The organism is Corynebacterium sp. Marseille-Q2823 (assembly GCF_903645345.1).
Taxonomy (GTDB): domain Bacteria; phylum Actinomycetota; class Actinomycetes; order Mycobacteriales; family Mycobacteriaceae; genus Corynebacterium; species Corynebacterium hiratae.
Window position 1 is genome coordinate 1 of record NZ_CAHJXS010000014.1, and the last position, 20,406, is coordinate 20,406.

The 20,406-nt window shown below is 59.4% G+C and carries 16 protein-coding genes and 1 pseudogene; 10 read left to right on the forward strand and 7 right to left on the reverse strand.

Translation table 11 applies throughout. The features are described 5' to 3' along the window. Nucleotides 1–283: 283 nt before the first annotated feature. Nucleotides 284–1,741, reverse strand: coding sequence for an NADP-dependent phosphogluconate dehydrogenase (gndA, locus tag HWX44_RS12815; RefSeq protein WP_175975064.1), 1,458 nt, complete (start codon nucleotides 1,739–1,741; stop codon nucleotides 284–286). A gap of 43 nt (nucleotides 1,742–1,784) precedes the next feature. On the opposite strand from gndA, the gene HWX44_RS12820 reads away from it, so the two are divergent. Then, entirely contained in the window at nucleotides 1,785–2,231 is a 447-nt protein-coding gene (locus HWX44_RS12820; protein ID WP_070517782.1) for a PaaI family thioesterase, read from the forward strand. A gap of 3 nt (nucleotides 2,232–2,234) precedes the next feature. Here HWX44_RS12820 and corA read toward each other — a convergent pair whose 3' ends face one another. Further along, nucleotides 2,235–3,308, reverse strand: coding sequence for a magnesium/cobalt transporter CorA (gene corA, locus HWX44_RS12825; protein WP_102234592.1), 1,074 nt, complete (start codon nucleotides 3,306–3,308; stop codon nucleotides 2,235–2,237). A gap of 83 nt (nucleotides 3,309–3,391) precedes the next feature. On the opposite strand from corA, the gene HWX44_RS12830 reads away from it, so the two are divergent. Further along, nucleotides 3,392–3,994: a class I SAM-dependent methyltransferase gene (locus HWX44_RS12830; RefSeq protein ID WP_175975066.1), complete on the forward strand. Its 603-nt coding sequence runs from the start codon at nucleotides 3,392–3,394 to the stop codon at nucleotides 3,992–3,994. On the opposite strand, the gene thiD is transcribed toward HWX44_RS12830, so the two are convergent. Both thiD and HWX44_RS12840 read right to left on the reverse strand, forming a co-directional pair. Then, on the reverse strand, nucleotides 3,991–4,827 hold the full coding sequence (thiD, locus tag HWX44_RS12835) for a bifunctional hydroxymethylpyrimidine kinase/phosphomethylpyrimidine kinase (RefSeq protein WP_175975068.1): 837 nt from the start codon (nucleotides 4,825–4,827) through the stop codon (nucleotides 3,991–3,993). The two genes, HWX44_RS12830 and thiD, sit on opposite strands and share 4 nt — an antisense overlap. Before the next feature lie 97 nt (nucleotides 4,828–4,924). Continuing rightward, nucleotides 4,925–6,268 carry an NAD(P)/FAD-dependent oxidoreductase gene (locus tag HWX44_RS12840; RefSeq protein WP_175975070.1) on the reverse strand — a complete coding sequence of 448 codons (1,344 nt, stop codon included), beginning with the start codon at nucleotides 6,266–6,268 and terminating at the stop codon, nucleotides 4,925–4,927. A 186-nt stretch (nucleotides 6,269–6,454) separates the two neighbouring features. Between HWX44_RS12840 and HWX44_RS12845 the strand changes: the two genes are divergently transcribed. From HWX44_RS12845 to HWX44_RS12875, 7 genes and pseudogenes are all read left to right on the forward strand, one after another. Next, nucleotides 6,455–7,747 (forward strand): class I SAM-dependent methyltransferase, encoded by a 1,293-nt coding sequence (locus HWX44_RS12845; protein ID WP_175975072.1) that lies wholly within the window; start codon nucleotides 6,455–6,457, stop codon nucleotides 7,745–7,747. Between the two features lie 58 nt (nucleotides 7,748–7,805). Beyond that, nucleotides 7,806–8,528 (forward strand): glycerophosphodiester phosphodiesterase, encoded by a 723-nt coding sequence (locus HWX44_RS12850; protein WP_175975075.1) that lies wholly within the window; start codon nucleotides 7,806–7,808, stop codon nucleotides 8,526–8,528. 233 nt (nucleotides 8,529–8,761) lie between these two features. Then, nucleotides 8,762–9,736 (forward strand): carbohydrate ABC transporter permease, encoded by a 975-nt coding sequence (locus HWX44_RS12855; protein WP_070717805.1) that lies wholly within the window; start codon nucleotides 8,762–8,764, stop codon nucleotides 9,734–9,736. Continuing rightward, nucleotides 9,737–10,207, forward strand: a complete 471-nt coding sequence (locus HWX44_RS12860) for a carbohydrate ABC transporter permease (protein WP_175975077.1) — start codon at nucleotides 9,737–9,739, stop codon at nucleotides 10,205–10,207. A 97-nt stretch (nucleotides 10,208–10,304) separates the two neighbouring features. Next, a pseudogene (locus tag HWX44_RS12865) lies at nucleotides 10,305–10,658 on the forward strand (carbohydrate ABC transporter permease); the annotation flags it as partial. Between the two features lie 71 nt (nucleotides 10,659–10,729). Further along, nucleotides 10,730–12,040, forward strand: coding sequence for an ABC transporter substrate-binding protein (locus tag HWX44_RS12870; RefSeq protein WP_175975079.1), 1,311 nt, complete (start codon nucleotides 10,730–10,732; stop codon nucleotides 12,038–12,040). A gap of 26 nt (nucleotides 12,041–12,066) precedes the next feature. Next, entirely contained in the window at nucleotides 12,067–13,197 is a 1,131-nt protein-coding gene (locus HWX44_RS12875; RefSeq protein ID WP_144657836.1) for an ABC transporter ATP-binding protein, read from the forward strand. A 69-nt stretch (nucleotides 13,198–13,266) separates the two neighbouring features. On the opposite strand, the gene HWX44_RS12880 is transcribed toward HWX44_RS12875, so the two are convergent. Beyond that, nucleotides 13,267–16,188: an FAD-binding and (Fe-S)-binding domain-containing protein gene (locus HWX44_RS12880; RefSeq protein ID WP_175975081.1), complete on the reverse strand. Its 2,922-nt coding sequence runs from the start codon at nucleotides 16,186–16,188 to the stop codon at nucleotides 13,267–13,269. A gap of 109 nt (nucleotides 16,189–16,297) precedes the next feature. Here HWX44_RS12880 and HWX44_RS12885 point away from each other — a divergent pair, with 109 nt between their 5' ends. After that, the gene (locus HWX44_RS12885) at nucleotides 16,298–17,275 is read left to right on the forward strand and encodes a bile acid:sodium symporter family protein (protein ID WP_175975083.1); all 978 of its coding nucleotides are present in this window, start codon (nucleotides 16,298–16,300) and stop codon (nucleotides 17,273–17,275) included. Nucleotides 17,276–17,524: 249 nt separating this feature from the next. Here the strand turns inward: HWX44_RS12885 and HWX44_RS12890 are convergent, their stop codons facing one another. Further along, a complete protein-coding gene (locus HWX44_RS12890) occupies nucleotides 17,525–18,892 on the reverse strand; it encodes an MFS transporter (RefSeq protein ID WP_046649174.1) in 1,368 nt (455 codons plus the stop codon). 815 nt (nucleotides 18,893–19,707) lie between these two features. After that, nucleotides 19,708–20,406 carry a YceI family protein gene (locus HWX44_RS12895; protein ID WP_175975085.1) on the reverse strand — a complete coding sequence of 233 codons (699 nt, stop codon included), beginning with the start codon at nucleotides 20,404–20,406 and terminating at the stop codon, nucleotides 19,708–19,710.

Below are 20,406 nucleotides of genomic sequence, written 5' to 3' on the forward strand. Positions count from 1 at the left end.
TGCCGGTGTAGCGGGTGGGGCCGAAGTACACCTGGTGCAGACCGGCAAGCTCTGTGGCGTCGGCTGGGTCGGCGCCGAGCGCGCGAAGCTCATCGGGTGTGCCCGGTATATGCTCCACCAGCGCAATCCCCGAGTTGCGAAGGCGGAGGTAGGTTTCAATATCCCCCATGGGCACGAAGATTAAACCAGCACCCGCAACCCCGCAACCGGAGGAACAAAATCCCTGGGTAAAAGGGTAGTGGGGCTGGTACGAGAAAAGCCCCTCGGGGGAGGGGCTTGGCGGCTACATTTCGGTCAGGGAGCGGTCACCCGACCATTCGATGTGGAAGGTGCCCTCGCGGTCCACGCGCTTGAAGGTGTGAGCGCCGAAGAAATCGCGCTGGCCCTGAATCAAGGCCGCAGGGAGGCGCTCGGCGCGCAGGCTGTCGTAGTAGGACAAAGAAGAAGCAAACACGGGTACCGGCAGCCCCAGCTGGGTGGCAGCCACAACGACGCGACGCCACGGGTCAATCAGGTTTTCCAGCTCACCCTTGAAATACGGGTCCAGAATGAGGGCCGGCAGGTCGGCGTTATTGTCATAAGCCTCACGGATACGGTCGAGGAACTTCGCGCGAATGATGCAGCCGCCACGCCAGATGGTGGCCAAGTCGCGCGGGTCGACGTTCCAGCCGAACTCCTCGGAGCCAGCCTTGATCTCATCGAAGCCCTGGGAGTAGGCAATGAGCTTCGCGGCATAGAGCGCACGGCGAACGTCTTCGACGAACTCAGCCTTGTCCACATTGAGCTCGGCAATGGTTCCGGAAGGCAGCTGGCCTTCCTGGGCAGCTGCACGTTGAGCAGTGGCAGAAGAGAGCGCACGCGCGAACACGGATTCGGCAATTCCGGTGATGGGGACGCCAAGCTCGAGGCCGCTAATGGCGGTCCAGCGGCCGGTGCCCTTCTGGCCGGCGGCGTCCACAATGACGTCGACAAGCGGGGCACCTGTCTCCGGATCTTTCTGTGCTAGTACTTCGGCGGTGATCTCAATGAGGTAGGAGTCCAGATCGCTGGCGTTCCATTCGCGGAAGACTTCGGCGATTTCAGCCGGTTCCATGCCCACCCCGTAGCGCAGCAGCTGGTAAGCCTCACCGATAACCTGCATGTCGGCGTATTCGATGCCGTTATGCACCATCTTGACGAAGTGGCCAGCGCCATCGGGTCCGATGTGGGTCACGCACGGAGTACCGTCGACATTAGCGGCGATGGACTCGAGGATTGGTCCCAAGGTCTCCCAAGACTCAGCTGGGCCACCAGGCATGATGGACGGGCCATTGAGCGCGCCTTCCTCACCACCGGAAATGCCTGCGCCGACGAAGTGACGCCCCTTAGCGGCCACCTCCTTCTCGCGGCGAATGGTGTCCGTGAACAAGGCATTGCCACCGTCGATAATGATGTCGCCCTCATCCATGGCCTCGGTGAGCTGGTTAATGACGGCGTCGGTAGCCGCGCCCGCCTGCACCATGATGATTGCCTTACGCGGGCGCTCCAGGGAGGCCACGAAGTCCTCAACGGTCTCGGAAGGGATGAAGGCTCCTTCATCGCCATGCTCGCTGATGAGCGCGCGCGTCTTCTCCGGGCTGCGGTTGTAGACCGCGACGGTATTTCCGTTGCGGGCAAAGTTGCGCGCGAGGTTGGAGCCCATGACGGCCAGGCCCACAACACCAATCTGAGCGAGATCTGTCTTTTCAGCAGTTTGAGTCATGTCAACCATCCTACGTCACCGAAATCCACTAACCTGGTGTGGCATGAAACACTCTGAAATCTTCGAAAAGCTCGTCGCAGTATCCCAAACACGGCCGCTTAACGCCGAGGAACTGCAGCTCATTAATTCTCACCCGCAGGGCCTAGCCGGGCTCATCGGTTTGCGTTTCACGCGCATTTCCGCTGATGAGATTCGCTCCGAGGTTGACGTTGTTCCGGATCACCACCAGCCCTGGGGCGTGGCGAATGGAGGGCTTTTCTGCACGATTACGGAGTCCACCGCATCTGTGGGCAGCCTGATCCTTGCGGGCAAGCCGGTTGTGGGCGTGAACAACAACACAGATTTCCTCAAGCCCGTTGCCGAAGGCACCGTCACGGCTGTCGCTACGCCGCTGTACAAGGGCCGCCGCACGCAGCTGTGGGAAGTGAAAATCAGCCAGGGCGATGTACTCCTCGCTGCTTCCACGTTGCGCACCATGGTGGTGCAATAATCCCTACAACCAGTTGTTGCGCCGGAACCACCACCACATTCCGGCCACCACCAAGATCATGAGGCCAATTGCCCCGTAATAGCCCCATGCGAAATGCAGCTCCGGCATGATGTCGAAGTTCATTCCATAGATACCTGCTACAAGTGTTGGCGCTGCCCACATGCCAACCACCGCGGAGATCGTGCGCATGTCGGAGTTCTGCTGCATGCTGATCTTGGCCACGGAGGCGTCGATAAGCGAGGTCAAGCGCTCATCGAACCCCGACACGTGGTCCTGGACCACCAGCTGGTGGTCGTTGACGTCGCGGATATAGGAGCGAATCGTCTTCGGAATGAGATCCTTGTGGTCCGCTACCATCGCCCGCAACGCTGGGGAAAGCGGCACGATCGCGTGCTTCATCTCCAAGATTTCGCGCTTGAACATGTAGATACGGTCGATGTTGGGCAGCGAATTCGGAGTGAAGATTTCTTCTTCTAATTCGTCGACCTCGATGGCGATGAGGCGGCAAATCTCCGAATAGCGGTCCACCATCATGTCCAGGATCTTCCACGCCAGCGAAATAGGACCCTGCTCGACGAGGTCTTGCTCATCCTGGATCACATAGGCGAGATTGGGCAGCTTGGCGGAGTGGCGCACCGTGATAATGAACGTGGCACCAATGATCATCTGGATTTCACCAGTGGAGATAATTTGGCGCTTATCGGCGACCTCGTCGTGGTCGCGGTAGTTCACCGACCGTGCCACCACGAAGAGCTGGTCGTCGTAGCGCTCCAGCTTGGGACGCTGGTGCGCCTGGACGACGTCCTCGACGATGAGCTCATGGATGCGGAATTCAGCCGCTACCTTCGTCATCTGCGATTCGAGCGGCTCGTGCAGGCCTACCCACACGAAGCCGCGGCCGTATTCTTCCACGGTTTGCAGCGCGCTGTGCGGGGTAAACTCACCGGGCAGCGCCTCGCCGTCGATGAACACTCGGCAGTGCTCAATGGCACGCTCGACAGGCACGGAAAAACTCGGCGAACTATTGTCCGAAGTGTTTTTCTTGCGTGGCTTGAATGGTGACGGTACAGATGGCATCGTGTCTCAGCCTCCTTCGCTTCGTATAGGCGTTTTATCAGAGCGGCTAAATCTTACACCTCTAAAGGCCTATACTCGTTGTCATGCCTACCTGGAAAGAAGTAACTGCCGCGAACCCCGCCCATTCCCACAACTTTGCACGGAAATGGAAGACGCTGCGGGCCCAGGGTAAGGATATCGATGGGGAAGCCCGGCTTATCGACGCCATGAGTGAACGCCACTCCCGCGTTCTCGACGCCGGCTGCGGTTCCGGACGGCTCGGCGGCGAGTTGGCAAAGCGCGGGCATACGGTGTTGGGCGTCGACGTCGACCCGATTTTGATCGAACACGCGGTGAACGATTACCCGGAGGCCCGCTGGGAGGTAGGTGATCTTTCTGAGGAGGAAATCCCAGAGGATAACTTCGACATCGCCGTGGCTGCGGGCAACGTCATGACTTTTATAGCCAACGAAGGGCGCGAGGCGGCCCTGCGCAACGTGTTTAACGCGCTTCGCCCCGGCGGCCGCTTCGTCGTCGGTTTCGGCGAGGGCCGCGGCTGGGGCTTTGAGGAGTTCCTCGAACTGGCCCGCGCGGTGGGCTACCGAGTCGATTTCATTTTCTCCTCGTGGGACATGAAGGTTTTCAAGGAGAACTCCACCTTCATGGTGGCCGTGCTTACTCGTCCAGGTGCCGATCTGCTGGGCTAACTTTGTTTCTCCGCAGCCAGGCGCCGGAGCCGGTGGCCGTGGTCAACGGGCCCGTGTCCGTGTCCGACGTGAAGCGCATCGGCATGCTCAATCGCCTCGTGGAGCCACTCGGTGGCCCAAACCAGTGCTTCGTCGAGGGATTCGCCCGCGCCCAAACGCGCCGCTAGGGCTGAGGACAGCGAGCAGCCCGTGCCGTGCGTGTTCTTCGTATCAATCCGCGGGCAGGGCACGCGCGTGATATCGCCGGAAGGACTTACGGTCGCGTTATCGGCCTCGGCACCATCGAGGTGACCGCCCTTGACTACGACCCAGGTGTCGTTCTCGTGTGCCCACGTGGGTGCGACAGAGAGAGCAGCATCAAAGGTGCGCGGTCCTGCTACGCCCGCGAGGACAGCGAGTTCCGGCAGGTTGGGTGTGACCACGGTCGCGCGGCGCGCCAGCTCCCGTACGGCGCGCTCCGCTTCCGGCTCGAGCAGGCGGTCACCGCTGGAGGCGACCATGACCGGATCACAGACAACCGGCACTCCCGCGGGGAGGGAAGCGATGAAGTCGCTCACCGTTTCGGTGATAGCGACGGATCCCAGCATGCCGATCTTGACGGCGTCGATAGTCACGTCGTCCTTGACGCTTGCCAGCTGCTCACGCAGAAAATCCACCGGTGGGGTGTGGATAGCCCGCACGCCCTGCGTATTCTGCGCAACCAGGGCGGTCACCACGGCCATTCCATAGGCCCCAGCGGCCTCGAAGGACTTGAGGTCGGCGTGAATACCAGCGCCGCCCGTCGGATCGGTGCCGGCGATGCTGAGGACACGGGGCAGCGCAGGTTGGCTCACGGTTTCTCCTTAAGCTTGGCTATTCTTTCGTCCACCGTACATGGCTAAAGAAAAAGGAGAGAGGAAATTTCCTCTCTCCTTTTAAGACGCGTAAGACCTAGTGGAGGTCGCGGTCAATCACGTTGCGAGCAACGCGCTGCTGCTGGGTGATTTCCAGGTTACCGCGGTCGCGCGAGAAGGCGTTGAGCAGCCAGTGCAGCGCCACGAGGGTACGGCTGCGGAAGCCAACGATGTAGAAGATGTGCAGTCCGAGCCAGGAAATCCAGGCCGGGAAGCCAGCGAACTCGGTCTTGCCCAGCTTGACCACTGCGTTGAAGCGGGAAATGACGGCCATGGAGCCCTTGTCGAAGTACTCAAATGGCTCGGCCTCGTTAGCGGTGGACTCCTCATCAATCTTGGCCTCGATGAGCTTGCCCACGTGGTTGCCGCCCTGGATGGCCACCTGGGCTACACCCGGGAGGCGGTTGAGGGAAATCATGTCACCGACGATGTAGACGTTCTTGTACTCACCAACCGTGAGGTCCTCGTTGACGGAGACACGGCCGGCACGGTCCGCCTCCACGCCTGCCTGGTCAGCGATGAGCTTGCCCAGCGGGGAAGCGGCGACACCTGCGGACCAGATCTTGGTCGCGGCCTCGATGGTGACCTCTTCATCGGTCTTCATGTTCTTGTAGGTGACGGCGTCAGCGGTGACGTCGCTAACCATGGCGTTGAGGCGTACGTCCACGCCCAGCTTCTCCAGGGTGCGCTGTGCCTTGCGGCCGAGGCGCTTGCCAAACGGCGGAAGGACCTGCGGAGCGCCATCCAAGAGGTAAATCTTGGCGGAGGAGGAACCAAAGTTGGAGTAGGTGCCGGCGAAGGTGCGCTGTGCCAGCTCCGCGATCTGGCCGGTGAGCTCAACGCCAGTCGGGCCAGCGCCGACGATGACGAAGGTCAGCAGCTTCTCACGCTTTGCCGGATCCTCTTCCAGCTCTGCCTTCTCGAAGGCGGAGATGATGCGGGAGCGGATCTCGAGGGCGTCGTCAAGCGTCTTCATGCCCGGCGCATACTCGGCGAAGTGGTCGTTGCCGAAGTAGGACTGGCCAGCACCAGCAGCGACGATGAGGGAGTCGTAGCCGTAGGTGCGGACCGCGCCGTCAAGTTCTGCGGTGACGGTCTGTTCCTTGATGTCGACATCGGTGACCTCACCGTTGACGAAGTTGACGTTGTCCTGGTGGCGCAGGAGCTGACGCGTGGACGGGGCGATTTCGCCGGCGGAAATGACGCCGGTGGCTACCTGGTAGAGCATCGGCTGGAAGAGGTGGTGGTTCTTCTTGTCGATGAGGGTGATCTCAACATCCGCGTTCTTGAGCTTCTTAACGGCGTTGATGCCGCCGAAGCCGGCACCGATAACAACGACGTGGTGGCGGCCGTTACTAGGGCGGTGGGGAGTTTGCGCCATGGTGATTGAATACCTTCCTGAAGAAAGCTTGATTATTTTACCCGAGTCAGTCTAAACCTTTCTAGCGGTACATGCATACTTTATGGGTTATTAACTGGCTTTTTGGGCCGCGCCTCCACCTCTTCGTGGCCCGCTGGTTTTACTCTAAGTAAATACGTGTGTGCGATGAGGAAGGCTGGCTAGAGCGTGTATTCCCACTTGGCATCGATTGACGCTGCGACGTGGCCCGGCGTAGCAACCGTGCCCTCACCGCGTTTGCTGCGCTTTACGGGCGGCCGGACTGAAGCGGAGTTTGCGCAGGCCTGCGCCAAAGCAGGGGTGGAGCTGGAAGGCGAGGAGCCGGATCTGGCTGTGCTTCACGACGCTCTCTTTTCCCGCATCGCCGACTCGGGCTGGCTGGGCCTGGCTGAGTCTTATATGGCAGGGGAGTGGACGACGCCCGATTCCGATCGCTTGGTCAAGGTTCTCCTGCGGCTGTTGGGGGTGGGGTATCGGCCGAAAGCGAAGGAGCTGGCGGTCGAGACTTCGAGTCCCGGCGAGCTACCCCTCGATGTGGTGAAGCTGTACGCGGGTGACTCCTTGAGCCATTCGGGCGGAATTTTCGCTAGCGGCGTTCCCACCACGGTGCGCGAGGCGGTCCGCAGCTATAGCGCGCGGATGGGGAGCAAGGAACCCAAGGAGCACTTCGTCGATGTGACGAGCGTGACCGAGCCTACGCACACGGACCGCGAGGACTTGGGTGATGCACAGCGCCGCGCTGCACAGTGGCTTCTCGACGCCACCCGCACCGGCGCCGGCACACATCTTCTGGTTTATCCGGCGACTGGTCTGCAGGTAGCAATTCAAGCCGTTGCCCGGCGCGCCACCGTTGACGTCCTTACGGGGGATGCTGAGCAGCAGGCGCTGTTCGACGAACAACTACTCCTTGAGGGAGCCGCTGATTCTGTCCATGTGCAGGGCATCGAAACGGCGTTGCCCAATCCGAAGCAGTGGCGCGGGCGCTATGACGCGATAGTGAGCGTGGAGAAGCTAGAGACGCTATCGGCTCCCGAGCGCCGGCGCTATGTGCAGATGCTGGATCGCTCGCTGGTCAGCGGTGGGCGAGTGGCCATGGGATCGCTCTTTGCTACCGAGGCGATGACTCCGGCCGCCCAGTCCGCGATTCAGGTTCTGCGAGCTTATATATGGCCTGGCCTGGATTACCCGACGCTGGAGGAGACCCACCGACTCTTCGATAGGCGCTCCAACCTGCGCATCATCGCTCAGACCCACACCGGAACCCACTACCTGGAAACGCTTCGTTACCAGCGCAGCTTCTTCGACGGGCGGCACCGCGAAGCTGCGGCAGCGGGCTTCGACCAGGTTTTCCGCCGCCTTTGGACGTTCCAGTTTGCTCTCCGCGAGGCGCTGCTCACCTTAGGGATGCTGGATGCGGTGCACGTGGTGGCGACCCACCGCAACCGCGGGGGTCGCCGTTAGCGGTCTACACTGGGCGGCGCCAGAGGCACAACCACTTTGCGGCTCGGAGGAAGAGGGTATGGCAGACCGCACAGGTATTATCGCGCACCGAGGTTATAACGGGTGGTACTCGGAGAACACGTCCCGTGCCTTCGAGGAGGCTCTCAAGCTTGATGTGGCCGGTGTGGAGTGTGACGTCAACCTGACCAAGGACGGGGAGGTTGTGGTTATCCACGACCAGACTGTGGATCGCACGTCGGATGGCACCGGCTCTGTCGGTGACATGACACTGGAGGAGCTGCGCGCACTCAACTTTGGTACCCACGAGGATCCTCAACGCATCCTGCTTCTCGACGAACTTGTGGACCTCATCGAGTCATACCCCGGAAAGCAGCTGCTTATCGAGACGAAGCACCCGTCTCCTTTCGGGGCGCGACTCGAAGAGTCGGTGGCCGAAGTCCTGCGCAACCGACATCTCGATGCCGATCCACGGTTCAGCCTGATTTCCTTTAACCCTGAAGCAATTGCGCGCTTCCGAAGCCTATTGCCATCCCTGCGATCCTTTCTTCTCTTGGAACCGGATGCGGGACTACCAGATTCTCTCGAGGGCGCTTCGGGCTTCGGGCCTTCCATTCGCCAGGCGCGGTTGGAAGCTGATTTCTTTGCGGGCGTCGACAGTCAGTCCTACGTATGGACGGTGAATTTACCGAAGGACATGGAGTGGTGTCGTAACAACGGGGTAGAGCTCATGGCAACGGACTTGCCAGAGCTAGCCCTCGACGTTGTGCGCGCAGCGAGTTAGCGCCAAGCTACGCTCGGAGCCGTTGTGTTCATGGCCGCAAAGGTCTAGCTATATCGACGGTGGAACTCCCGTATTCAGGAGTTTCTATAGATTCCTCTCCTCTGCGTTTATGTGATGTAACCCACGCGTATGGGGCGCTTTTGTGGGTGCGGCCCCGGGAATTTTCTTTTTGTTTATTCAATCAAAACGTCGAGTAAACTTTTTGTTTACTGACTTGGTCTAGTTTTTTCTGCATGGCAAAAACCATCCCCGCGAGCGGGCGAACGGCTACGATCCCTCCTGTTACCGAGAAGCCGATCGTCTCCGAGGAGTACGCGCGCCACCCACGCAAGCGAAAGCTCGACTGGCGCCAGATCGGCCTAGCGGCATTGCTGATTGGCCCGAACCTTCTCCTTCTCATTCTTTTCACCTATCGACCACTGGTCGATAACATCCGCATCTCTTTCTTTAACTGGAATATTTCATCGCCGACGATGACTTTCGTCGGCCTGCAGAACTACATCGACTGGTTCCAAGCGCCAGATACGGGACGCGTGGTGTTCAACACTGTCGTCTTCACCTTCTTCGCGGTGGTCGGTTCGATGGTGCTGGGGCTAGCGCTGGCATTGCTTCTGGACCAGAAACTGTTTGGCCGCGCGGCGGTGCGCTCAATTGTTTTCGCGCCCTATGTCATCGCGGGCGCGGCGATTGGCGTTGCCTTTCAGTTCGTCTTCGATCCCAACTACGGTCTTATCCAATACTTCCTGGGCTTAATCGGGGTCGATGTGCCGAACTTCTACCAGCAGCAGAACTGGGCATTGTTCATGATTACGGTGACCTACGTGTGGAAGAACGTCGGCTACGTTTTCGTCATCTATCTTGCGGCTCTGCAGGGGCGCCGGCGCGACCTCGATGAGGCTTCGGAGATTGACGGCACTCCGGCCGCGCGCCATTTCTTCCGTGTGGTCCTGCCGCAGCTTCGCGGCACCACGTTTTTCTTGTTAATCACCGTGCTGCTCAATTCCTTCCAAGTCTTCGACATTATCAACGCGATGACCGGCGGTGGACCGTTTGGTTATGGAACCTCCACGATGGTTTTCCAGGTGTACCAAGAGACGTTCATCAACAACCGTGCCGGCTATGGCGCTGCCGTGGCCACCATCATGTTCCTCGTCGTGCTTGTCATTACGGTGCTGCAGATCAAGTTGCAGGAAAGGATGGATAAGTAAATGTCCGAAAAACGCGCAATTCCGGCTTCCATCAAGGTGGGGCTCCCGCAAGCGAAAGGTGAGCTTCCACCGGTTCCTGGTTCGCAGTCCCTCGCAGCCCCAGTCATCACCGAGGCCCAGCGCAACCGTAAAGGTGAGCCGGCTGATCACGGCCATCCAGCAACGAAGGTCGTCGGCTATATTGCCTTGGTTCTGACAGTGCTGATGATTGTGGTGCCGCTGTACTTCATCTTCATCACCAGCTTTAAGTCCTTCCAGGATGTGTACTCGGATCCGATTTCTTTCTGGCCTAATCCTTTCAAGGAAGAAAACTATTCCTATGTCTGGCAGACCTCTGGCTTCTCGAGTTATCTGAGAAATTCCATCATCATCACGCTGATTCTCACGGTGGTGGAGGTAGTCCTCGGAGTGCTGACTGCCTATGCCTTCGCTTCATCGCTCGCCATCTGTTCTGATCATACCATTACCTAGAACAACACCATTATTTCGAACTACCGAACTACCGTTGTTGCGTCATAGTGAGACGTCGCTGGATCATCATCCGTGGCGGGGCAATCGCTTCACAAACTTCCAATCGTTGCCGCCGGAGATTCTCGAGGCCGCGCACATGGACGGGGCAGGATTCTTCACCACCTTGTTCCGAGTGGTCCTGCCCATGTCGTGGCCAACGCTGTCCGCGTTCGTCCTGATCACCGTGGTCAATGAGTGGAACCAATACCTGTGGCCCTTCCTGATTACGGATACACCGGCTGCAGCCACCCTTCCGGTGGGCCTGACCCGCTTGCAGGATGCGGAAGGCGTGACCAACTGGGCGCCGGTGATGGCCGGCACAGTGCTGACAACCCTGCCCATGATCATCATCTTCCTCATACTCCAGAAGCCGATGATTAAGGGCCTGACTGCTGGAGCAGTCAAGGGCTAGCCTGCCTGCCATCCCGAGGCCCAACTCGAACAAGTCCACCCAACTCTTCACTTCTCAAGGAGAACCTCCCCATGTCTCATAAAATTTCTACTCGCATCGTTGCCGCTTGCGCGGCGCTTCTCACCACCATGTCCTTGACCGCCTGTGCAGGTGGTTCGACCACCGCAGGGAACGACTCAAAGGACGGCGGCGACGCCAACACCATCACCTTCTGGTCCAACCACCCGGGTTCCTCTCGTGACATAGAGCAAGAGCTCATTGATGAATTCGAGAAGGAGAACCCAGATCTGAAGGTCGAACTGGTCACCGCAGGCTCCAACTACGAAGAAGTTGCACAGCGCTTTAACGCTGCCCTCGCAGGTGGCGACCTTCCCGACGTCCTCGTTGCTTCTGACGTCACGTGGTTCAACTTCGCACTGAATGAAGCCACGACGCCGCTCGATGAGCTGTGGGAGATGAACGACATTGACTATGAGAGCTACGTCGACACCCTGCGCGAAGACTACAAGTACAACGACAAGCACTACGGCGTTCCGTACTCCCGCTCCACGAACCTGATGTACTGGAACACCGATGACCTCAAGGCAGCTGGCCTTCCCACCGACCGTGGCCCGAAGGACTGGGAAGAATTCGACGAATGGGCCACCAAAATCAAGGACAAGCTCGACAAGCCGGCCGTCACCGTCCCGGATGGCTCTAGCTATCTCGACTGGTACTTCCAGGGCATGATTTGGGCCTTTGGCGGTTCTTACTCTGATGAGTGGGAACCGAACTTTACCTCGAAGGAGTCCATCGAAGCCGGCAAGTTCCTGCAGGACCAGGTCAAGGCCGGTCACATCGAAATCTCCACCGACCCGACTGTAGCCTTCGGCTCTGGCAAGGCCTCTGGATTGCTGGAGTCCACCGGTTCCCTGGGCGGCCTGAAGGAGACGGCAACGATTCCATTCATCACCACCTACCTGCCAGGCCCTGGTCCTTCGGCAGCCACCGGTGGTGCTGGTCTGGCCGTGCCTGCTGGAATTTCTGACGAGCGCAAGGCTAACGCGGTCAAGTTCATTGACTTCCTGACGAACACCGAGAACACCATCAAGTTCTCCCAGAAGACGGGTTACATGCCGGTGCGCAAGGACGCCCTGGATGATCCAGAGGAGAAGAAGTTCTTGGAGGAGAACCCGAACGCCCAGACGGCAATCGAGCAGCTCAACGAGAACACCAAGCCGCAGGATTACGCTCGCGTCTTCGTACCGGGTGGTGGACAGCGCATCGGTGGCGTTCTTGATCGCATCACTGTGGGCAATGAGGACGTGGAGTCCGCATTCGGTGACCTGCAAAAGGAGACGCAGAGCGTTATCGACCGCGACATCACCCCGAAGCTCAAGTAACACTTCGGATCGTTTGAAAGGACACCATGGCTACTGTTGAATTCCGCCAAGCTTCCAGGATTTATGATCCGAAGAAGCCCCCGGCGGTCAGCCGCATTAACCTCGATATCAAAGACGGCGAGTTCCTGGTACTCGTCGGACCGTCTGGTTGCGGCAAGTCTACGACGTTGCGTATGCTCGCTGGGCTTGAGCCGATCGACGAAGGCCAGATCTTCATCGACGGGGCCGACGTTACCGAGACCCGCTCGCGGGACCGCGATGTAGCCATGGTGTTCCAGTCCTATGCGCTGTACCCCAACATGACAGCGCGCCAGAACATGGCGTTTGCATTGCAAAATGCCAAGGTGGATAAGGCAACCATCGAAGAGCGCGTGAGCTTCGCTGCGAAAATGCTGGAGCTGGAGGACCTTATTGATCGCAAGCCCTCCGCAATGTCGGGTGGTCAGCGCCAGCGTGTGGCCATGGGACGCGCTATCGTGCGCCAGCCCAAGGTCTTTCTCATGGATGAGCCCCTCTCCAACCTGGATGCGAAGCTCCGCGTATCCACGCGTGCGCAGATCCTTCAATTGCAGCGCGAGCTCAACACCACCACGGTCTATGTCACCCACGACCAAACTGAGGCAATGACCATGGGTGATCGCGTGTGTGTCCTCAAACAGGGCATTATTCAGCAAGTCGACGCGCCTAAAAAACTGTATGAGAACCCCGGTAATTCCTTCGTCGCGACGTTCATCGGTTCGCCGGCTATGACTCTCATCGACAATGTACCTTTCGTTGACGGCCGTGTTGTCAGCGGCAAAGATCATGCGTTGGACTATTACATGCCACGGGAGCAGGCCGCGAAGGTGGGAGCGGAGCACGTCCTCGTTGGTGTTCGCCCAGAGAATTGGGAAATCATTGGCGTCAACCAGCCAGGTGAACAGTATGGGATACCGGTTCGGGTCGGTATTGTGGAGCACTTAGGCTCCGAGCTGTACGTCTATGGTGCGCGCGAAGAGTCGGCCAATGACGGAACCGTGGTCCGCGGTGGCCGGATCACAGTGAAGGTGCCGCGCGGCATTGACGTGCACCAGGGCGACACGATCTACCTGCGCCCAATGAAGGGCGGGTGCGTGTTTTTCGCCCCGGACACCGAAATCAATTACGACTATCTCTAACCCGGCTCCACCACATCTGTTGCGCCGGTGGCAGAGCTCCCGACGAGGAGTATTGCCAGCGGCGCGTTGCTATGGAGTGACGACCGGACGGGAGGCCCGCTCCAGCAGCACTGCGATTGATTCATAGGTCCGCCCGGAGATCATCTCCAGGCCCATTTCGCAGGTGCGGTTATCGGAGACGAAGGCGTCGAAGTGTTCCGCGTCGAGAGAAACGCGCTCCTCGCGTGTGGCGGACTCGACAAGCTCCGGGTGCAGCATGACACGGTCACCGGCGGAGCCACAGCACATCGCGCCCTCCGGGACTTTGGCAGAGCCGCAGAGGTTTGCCAGGTCAACGAGCGCTTGGCTCATGCCCATGTGTTCAGTCGAGCAGGTTGGGTGTACGGCGATGCTGCCCATGTTTTTCACGATGGGCAGGTGTGGGGCGATTTCATCGCGCAGCCATTCCACGACATCGAGGATGCGCAGATCCTCCCAAAGCTTGCGGTCAGCAGGGGAGAGCACCTCAGGAACGGAATCTAGCAACCCGTGGGTGCAGCTGGCAGCATCGACCACGATGGGCAGCTGGCCGTGCTCCGACCAATGCCAGAGGTCGCGCACGATCTTTTGAGCCTGGTACTCAAATCCTTCCTTGTAGCCCTTGGACGACCACGGTGTACCACAGCAATCGCCCGCGACGTCCTCCGGAATCCACACTGGCTGGCCAGCGCGGCGTCCTAGTTCCACGATGGCGCGCGGGAGGTCGACTGAATCCTTGGCCGCGCCGGCTGGGCGGCCGAAGATGCGGTTGATGCAGGCAGGGAAGTAGAGTGCGCCAGCGCCCTCGCGCGGGGTTTCCGGCAGACGCGATGCGGCCTTCGGAAGCGGCCCCGGGACGGTGGGCAGCAAGTCGGGAGCTACCACGTTGCGAGCCATGTTGGTGCCCAGCTCGAGGGGCTTGTGGGGAATCTTGTTGGCGGAGATGATGCCAGCGCGGGCAAGCTTTTCCACCAGTTCCCAGCGCTGCGCCGTCGTCAGTGCCACCTTCTCGCGGGCCGGGGTAGCCTGTTGCGCGCGCAGCTGCTTCATGACCGCACCTGTATCGATGCTAATCGGGCAGGGGATAGAACAGGTGCCGTCTGCGGCGCACATGTCGACTGCGTCGTACTGGTACTCCTTCTGTAGCTGCGCCAGCACCTCCGAGCCTTCTTGCTGCCGGGCCATCTCGCGGCGCAGCACGATGCGCTGGCGTGGGGTCACAGTGGCGTGGCGCGAGGGGCAGACAGGCTCGCAGAAGCCGCACTCCACACACGGGTTGATTTCATTCTCGACCTTCGGGAAGGACTTGAAGTTGCGCAGGTGGATGGTTTGGTCGCGTGTAAGCTTCACGTTCGGCGCCAGGATGCCCTTGGGATCGATCATGTTCTTGACTTCCCAGAACAGCTCGAAGGCCTCTGTGCCCCACTCGTGCTCCAGGAAGGGAGCCATGTTTACGCCGGTGCCGTGCTCGGCCTTCATTGAGCCCTGGTACTTATCAATGACCAGCTCGGCCAGATCATCCAAGAACGCGGCATAGGACTCGCGCTCTTCCTCGACATCAAAACGCGGGGTGAAGAAGAAGTGCAGGTTGCCAAAAGCAGCGTGCCCCATGACGGATTCCGGGTAGCCATACTTGGCCTGCAAGTCCAACAGGTCTGCTGCGGCTTCGCCAACCTGAGAGGGCGGGAAGCAGACATCCTCGGTGATGTACGCCGTGCCGTTCGGGCGGTCTGCGCCCAGCAGGCCATAGAGGCCGTTGCGCAGTTCCCACGCACCGCGCATACCTTCTGCGGTGGTGAGGAATTCGAGGGGGCGGAGTAGTGGGGCGTCGGCAAGCACGGTGCGTAGGCGATCCATGGCCTTGTCCAAATCTGCCTCGTCGCTGCCGCCCACCTCGACGAGGAGTGCCGCGGCATCATCATCAAGGTTGCGCCAGGATTCCGGCGCATGCGCATAGTGTTCGGCCGAGCGGCGCATGACCGGGGCGACCAGGAGTTCGCAGGCTTCCGCGCCGGTTTCCATGATGGGGTGCACGTAGTTTGCGGCATCACGCAGGTTGGGCAGCTCGACCCACGTCGTGGCCTTCACACGCGGTAGCTTCACCGTGCGGATGACGGATTCCGTGATGGCGCCGAAGATGCCCTCGGAACCGATGAGCAGGCGCTTGAGGATGTGCACGGGCTCATCCTCGTCGAGGAAGGCGTCGATACGAAGACCATTGGTGTTGCGGATGGAGAACTTGGTGCGCAGGAAGTCCACCATCTCGGTATTAGCGCGCAGCTTGTCGCGGAAGGCCAGTAGATCGGCGTGGAGCTTTGGCTCCTGCTTGCGGAAGGCCTCGTCCCCACGGGACGTATCCACGATGGTGCCCGAAGGTAGGACGAAGATGAGCTCTTCAATGCTGTGGTAGCTATCGCGCTCTAAAGAGCAGCGCATGCCGCCGGAGTTATCGGCCAGCACGCCACCGATGGTGCACACGGACGTGGATCCCGGGTCCGGCCCCAGCATGAAGCCGTGGCGGGAGAGTACCGCCTGGGCATCGCCCAAGATGACGCCGGGGCGGGACCACAGCTTGCGGCCTTCTTCGCGCACCTCCATGCCGCCGAAGTGGGTTTTGACATCGACGAGGATGTCATCGCCCATGGCCTGGCCGTTCAGCGACGTTCCTGCTGCGCGGAAGGTCATGTGGCGATCGTGAGTATCGCAGTACTTCATCAGCGCAGCGAGGTCCGTGGCGTTGCGCGGGGAGACCACGATGTTCGGGATGGAGCGGTAAGGGCCGGCATCAGAGGAGAAGCGCACGAGGTCGCTGAGACGTCCGTGCACGTTCTCGTGACCAACGATGGCTTCCATGTCCGCCACCAGCTCGGCGGGGGAGCCGTTCTTGTAGTGTGCAGAAACCGCGTCGGCCTGGCTCGTGGTGCCGGCTGGGCGGGAGAAACGAGAGGAATCGGGGCTTAAAAGCTTGGACATATTTCTAATCTATCGCGTGACAGTAAATCTGGACCAAAACGGGTACGTGAGGTTCATCATATGGGATACTCAATTCATCTAGTGAGACATACTCTGGAAAGGAAACACCATGACGAACCCGCGTACAGAGGGGGAGACCGGCGAGAAACTCGCCGTCTACATCTTTCCCATCGTTATTATTGCCTGCGCCATTGTCGCCTTTGTGAGTCCCAGTACCTTTGAACCGGTGGGGCAGTACACCTCGCAGTTGCTCATGGTCATCATGTTTTCCATGGGCCTTACCCTGACTATTCCGGACCTGGCCCTAGTGGCGAAGCGCCCGCTGCCCATCTTCTTGGGCGTTATTTGTCAATTTGCCATCATGCCGACGAGTGCTGTGCTCGTGGCGAAAATGCTAGGGCTTTCCGACGCCGCCACTGTCGGCCTCATCCTCCTCGGGTCTGTGCCCGGCGGTACTGCCTCCAATGTGATGGCTTACCTGGCTAAGGGCGATGTAGCGTTGTCGGTGGCGATGACTTCGGTGTCAACCCTCGTCTCGCCGATCATGACGCCGGTGCTCATGCTGTGGTTGGCGGGACAAACCGCAGAGGTTGACGGTGCCGGCATGGTGTGGTCGCTGGTCCAGACCGTCCTCATTCCGGTGGGCCTGGGCCTGTTGCTGCGCGTGATTGCTACTAAAGCTGTGGACAAGGTTCTGCCGGCCTTGCCGTGGGTGGCCATCGCTGGCATCGGCGGCGTGGTCACAGCGGTGGTGTCGAAATCGCAGGATAAGCTGGTCACCGTTGGTCTCGTCGTGTTTATCGGCGTGGCTATCCAGAACCTCATCGGATTCCTCTTTGGGTACTACATGGCCAAGCTAGCCCGCCAGCGCGAAGCAGCGGCGCGCACCACGGCCATTGAAGTAGCGACCCAGAACTCCGGACTCGCCTCGGCATTGGCGTTGCAGTTCTTTACCCCGGAGGCTGCGCTGCCGGGTGTGGTCGCCGCAGTGTGGGCCAACGTCACTGGCGCAGTCTTCTCCGCCATCGTGCGCCGCAAGCCCATCGACGACGAGGCGGAATCCAGTAAAACTGCGGTTTCTGTGTAGCAGGTTACCCATCCGGGCACTTAACTCCGCATAGGTGGTTGGCACATGTTTGCCGGCCACCTGTCTTCTATTTGTGCAGACCTGGAAGTGCAGAGCTGCAGCGTGGGCGTCGTCAAGCGCCCAGGCAATGCTTTGCGACGACCAGCGAGTCTGCACTTTTGGAAGTAACGGGGCCGGCGCGACAAAAATCTCCCCGCCCTTCGGTGAGAAACACCGGAAGGAGACGGGGAGATGCTTGTGTCTGAAAACCTAAACCTGGGAAAGATCCTGGTCCTTCAGCTCCTGCATCATGAGGATAGCGATGAGGGAGATGAAGCAGACGATGATGAGGTAATAGCCCACGTAGCTCACGTTAAAGGCGCTGACCAGCCACGTAGCGATGAACGGGGCCACGGCGGCACCCAGGATAGATGAGACGTTGTACGCGATGCCGGAACCGGTGTAGCGGACGTTAGTGGGGAAGAGCTCCGGCAAGACAGCCGACATGGGGCCGAAGATGAGGCCCATGATGAACATGCCGACGAGCAAGAAGCCGAGGACCGAGTTGCGGTCAGCGTGTTCGATGCCGAGGAAGAAGGGGAAGCTGAAACCGAAGGCAATCATGATGAGTGAAGTCACGACCAAGATCGGCTTGCGGCCATACCTATCCGACAGCATGGAAGAAACAGGAATGCCGATGATGAACATGAAGATGGAGATCAGCTGGATCTCCAGGAATTCCAGGTAGGGGATTCCCAACCCCAGCCCCTGGGATTTATCGCCGATACCGTAGGAGAGAATCCAGGTGGTGACCAGGTAGAACAGCGTGTAGCAGGAGACCATGACGAAGGTACCGATGATCATCGGCTTCCAGGCAGTGCGGAAAGCCTCCACCATGGGGGTCTTGACCTTCTTGCCTTCGTCTACTGCCTGCTGGAAGACAGGGGTTTCCTCCAAGCGCAGGCGGACGTAGAGGCCAATGAGGACCATGACAGCGGAGGCGAGGAAGGGCAAGCGCCAGCCCCATTCCATGAAGGTGCCGGTCGTGTCGCCGCGGGAGTAATCCATGGTTGCAACCAGAGTCAGGAAGAAGCCATTGGCGAGCAAGAACCCGAAAGGTGCGCCGAACTGCGGCCACATGGCGGCGGAAGCGCGCTTGCCTTCCTCGGCGGTCTCGGAAGCCAGCAAAGCTGCACCGGACCATTCGCCGCCCAAGCCCAAACCCTGGCAGAAGCGCATCAGGGCCAACAGGGCAGGCGCGATGATGCCCGCGGTCTGGTACGTGGGGAGGACGCCGATGATGAAGGTAGCAATGCCCATCGTCAGGAGTGCACCCACGAGGGTGGCCTTGCGGCCGATGCGATCGCCGAAGTGTCCAAAGAGCACTGAGCCCAGTGGCCGGGCAATGAAGGCCAGGCCGAAGGTGGCAAAGGACTGGAGCAGGGCAACGGTGGGGTCCTCGGTCTTCGGGAAGAAGAGGAAAGGAAAGACGGCTACGGCTGCCGTGGCATAAATATAGAAGTCGTAGAACTCAATGGTCGTGCCAATAGTCGATGCCACGGCCACACGCACGCGGTCACGTTTTGTGAGTTTTGGGGTTGCGCCCGGTGTCGGCGGCTTGGTTTTGACTGCGGTCATGTGGGAAGCGCCCTCCTTGATGATTTCAATAGATTGATTGGTTGTGCGGGAAACATTACCGTCCCATAGGTTGAAATCCAACTCTCACCACATGATAAATTCGTGGGAACTAGGGAGGGGTTGACATGTTGTGGTGCTGTGGCCGTGACAATTGGGCAGGGAGGATGTGCAAATACAATCTGACATAATGTACATTATCGGACATAAATTTATGCGGCGGGAAGGCGTGATTTCACATCTCCTATCTCTAGGTTCGCATGGATCCGTACTCAGGCCTTGACGGTGTGCCCTCGCTGAGTCATGGGTGCCGGCGGAGTCACGCGTGCGTTGCGCGTACTCGATGGGCCCTTGATGCTTTGCTCCGAGTTGCCTGTCCCGTCCGCATCGCCGTTCCGAAAGTTCGAGCCTTCAGCTTATTTGGCGACTTCTTGGTTTGCCGCCTTCCGGGCGCTTTCCTGTGTGCCATGCGTTGTCTGAGGGTCGCTATGCGTGCGGGTGGGATATTTGTGATGGCGCCTTTGGATCTGGACTGATCTGCATCTCCCCAGCCGCCTTGGGGGCAACCCCTTTTAAGCCACTATATAGTCACTGTTACGTAATTGTGCAGCATTTAGGGAGCTCATCGGAAAGCTGTTTTAGCGCCGTTGGTAAGCCATCACCAGCTGCACGACGGTGAGAGCTACAAGCACTACAGAAAACGCTGCCAGAAGTTTCGTCCCCTGAAACCAGATGAAAATGCCGAATCCTGCGAGCACTACGAGACGCACCCACAGGACAGGAATAAGATGCCGATAATTCATGACTAACCGTGCGCGCTACTTCTCGAGGGTAACGCGAACGTTAACGTCGCCGACCTCGGAGATCTTTGCCGCGATCATTTCCGGGGCTTCGACGCCGAAATCGAGGCGATTTATCGGAATATCGCCGCCCAAGATAATGGTGTCACCATCGCGGACCACCTGGAAGTCCTGCGTCACGCTCTTGGTCTCGCCGTGGATGGTCAGGTCACCAGTCAGTGGGACGGTGACCAGTGAGCCGTCGTCAGGCACGGCGGAGACATCTGCTGGCTCGGTCAACGTGAAGGTCGACTCTGGGTACTTCGTCACCTCAAAAAGCTTCGACTTCATGTTCTGATCGCGCACCTTCTTGTCCGTGGTCAGGCTCGCCATGTCCACGTTGATGCTGGCTTCCTCAACGACCCCGTCCTTGATGGTTGCCTGGCCGGTGACATGCTTGGTGGAGCCAGACGTCGTGCGCTTATCCGCCGGCAGGATTTCGTCGATGGTAAACCCGGCTGAGGTGTAGTTATAGGCCGAACCTTGCACCACGTGCCATTCGCCATCAACGTCCGTCGTTGCGGGATGGACCTTATCCGCGTTGATCGGCTCGGTTTTTACACCGCGACCCATGATCACCGAAAACGCTAGTGGCCCTAGGGCCAGTGCAGACGAGGCCAGAATCAGGACCACGAAGATACTGACAACCAGTTTGCGGTTACCTAATACGGATTTCAT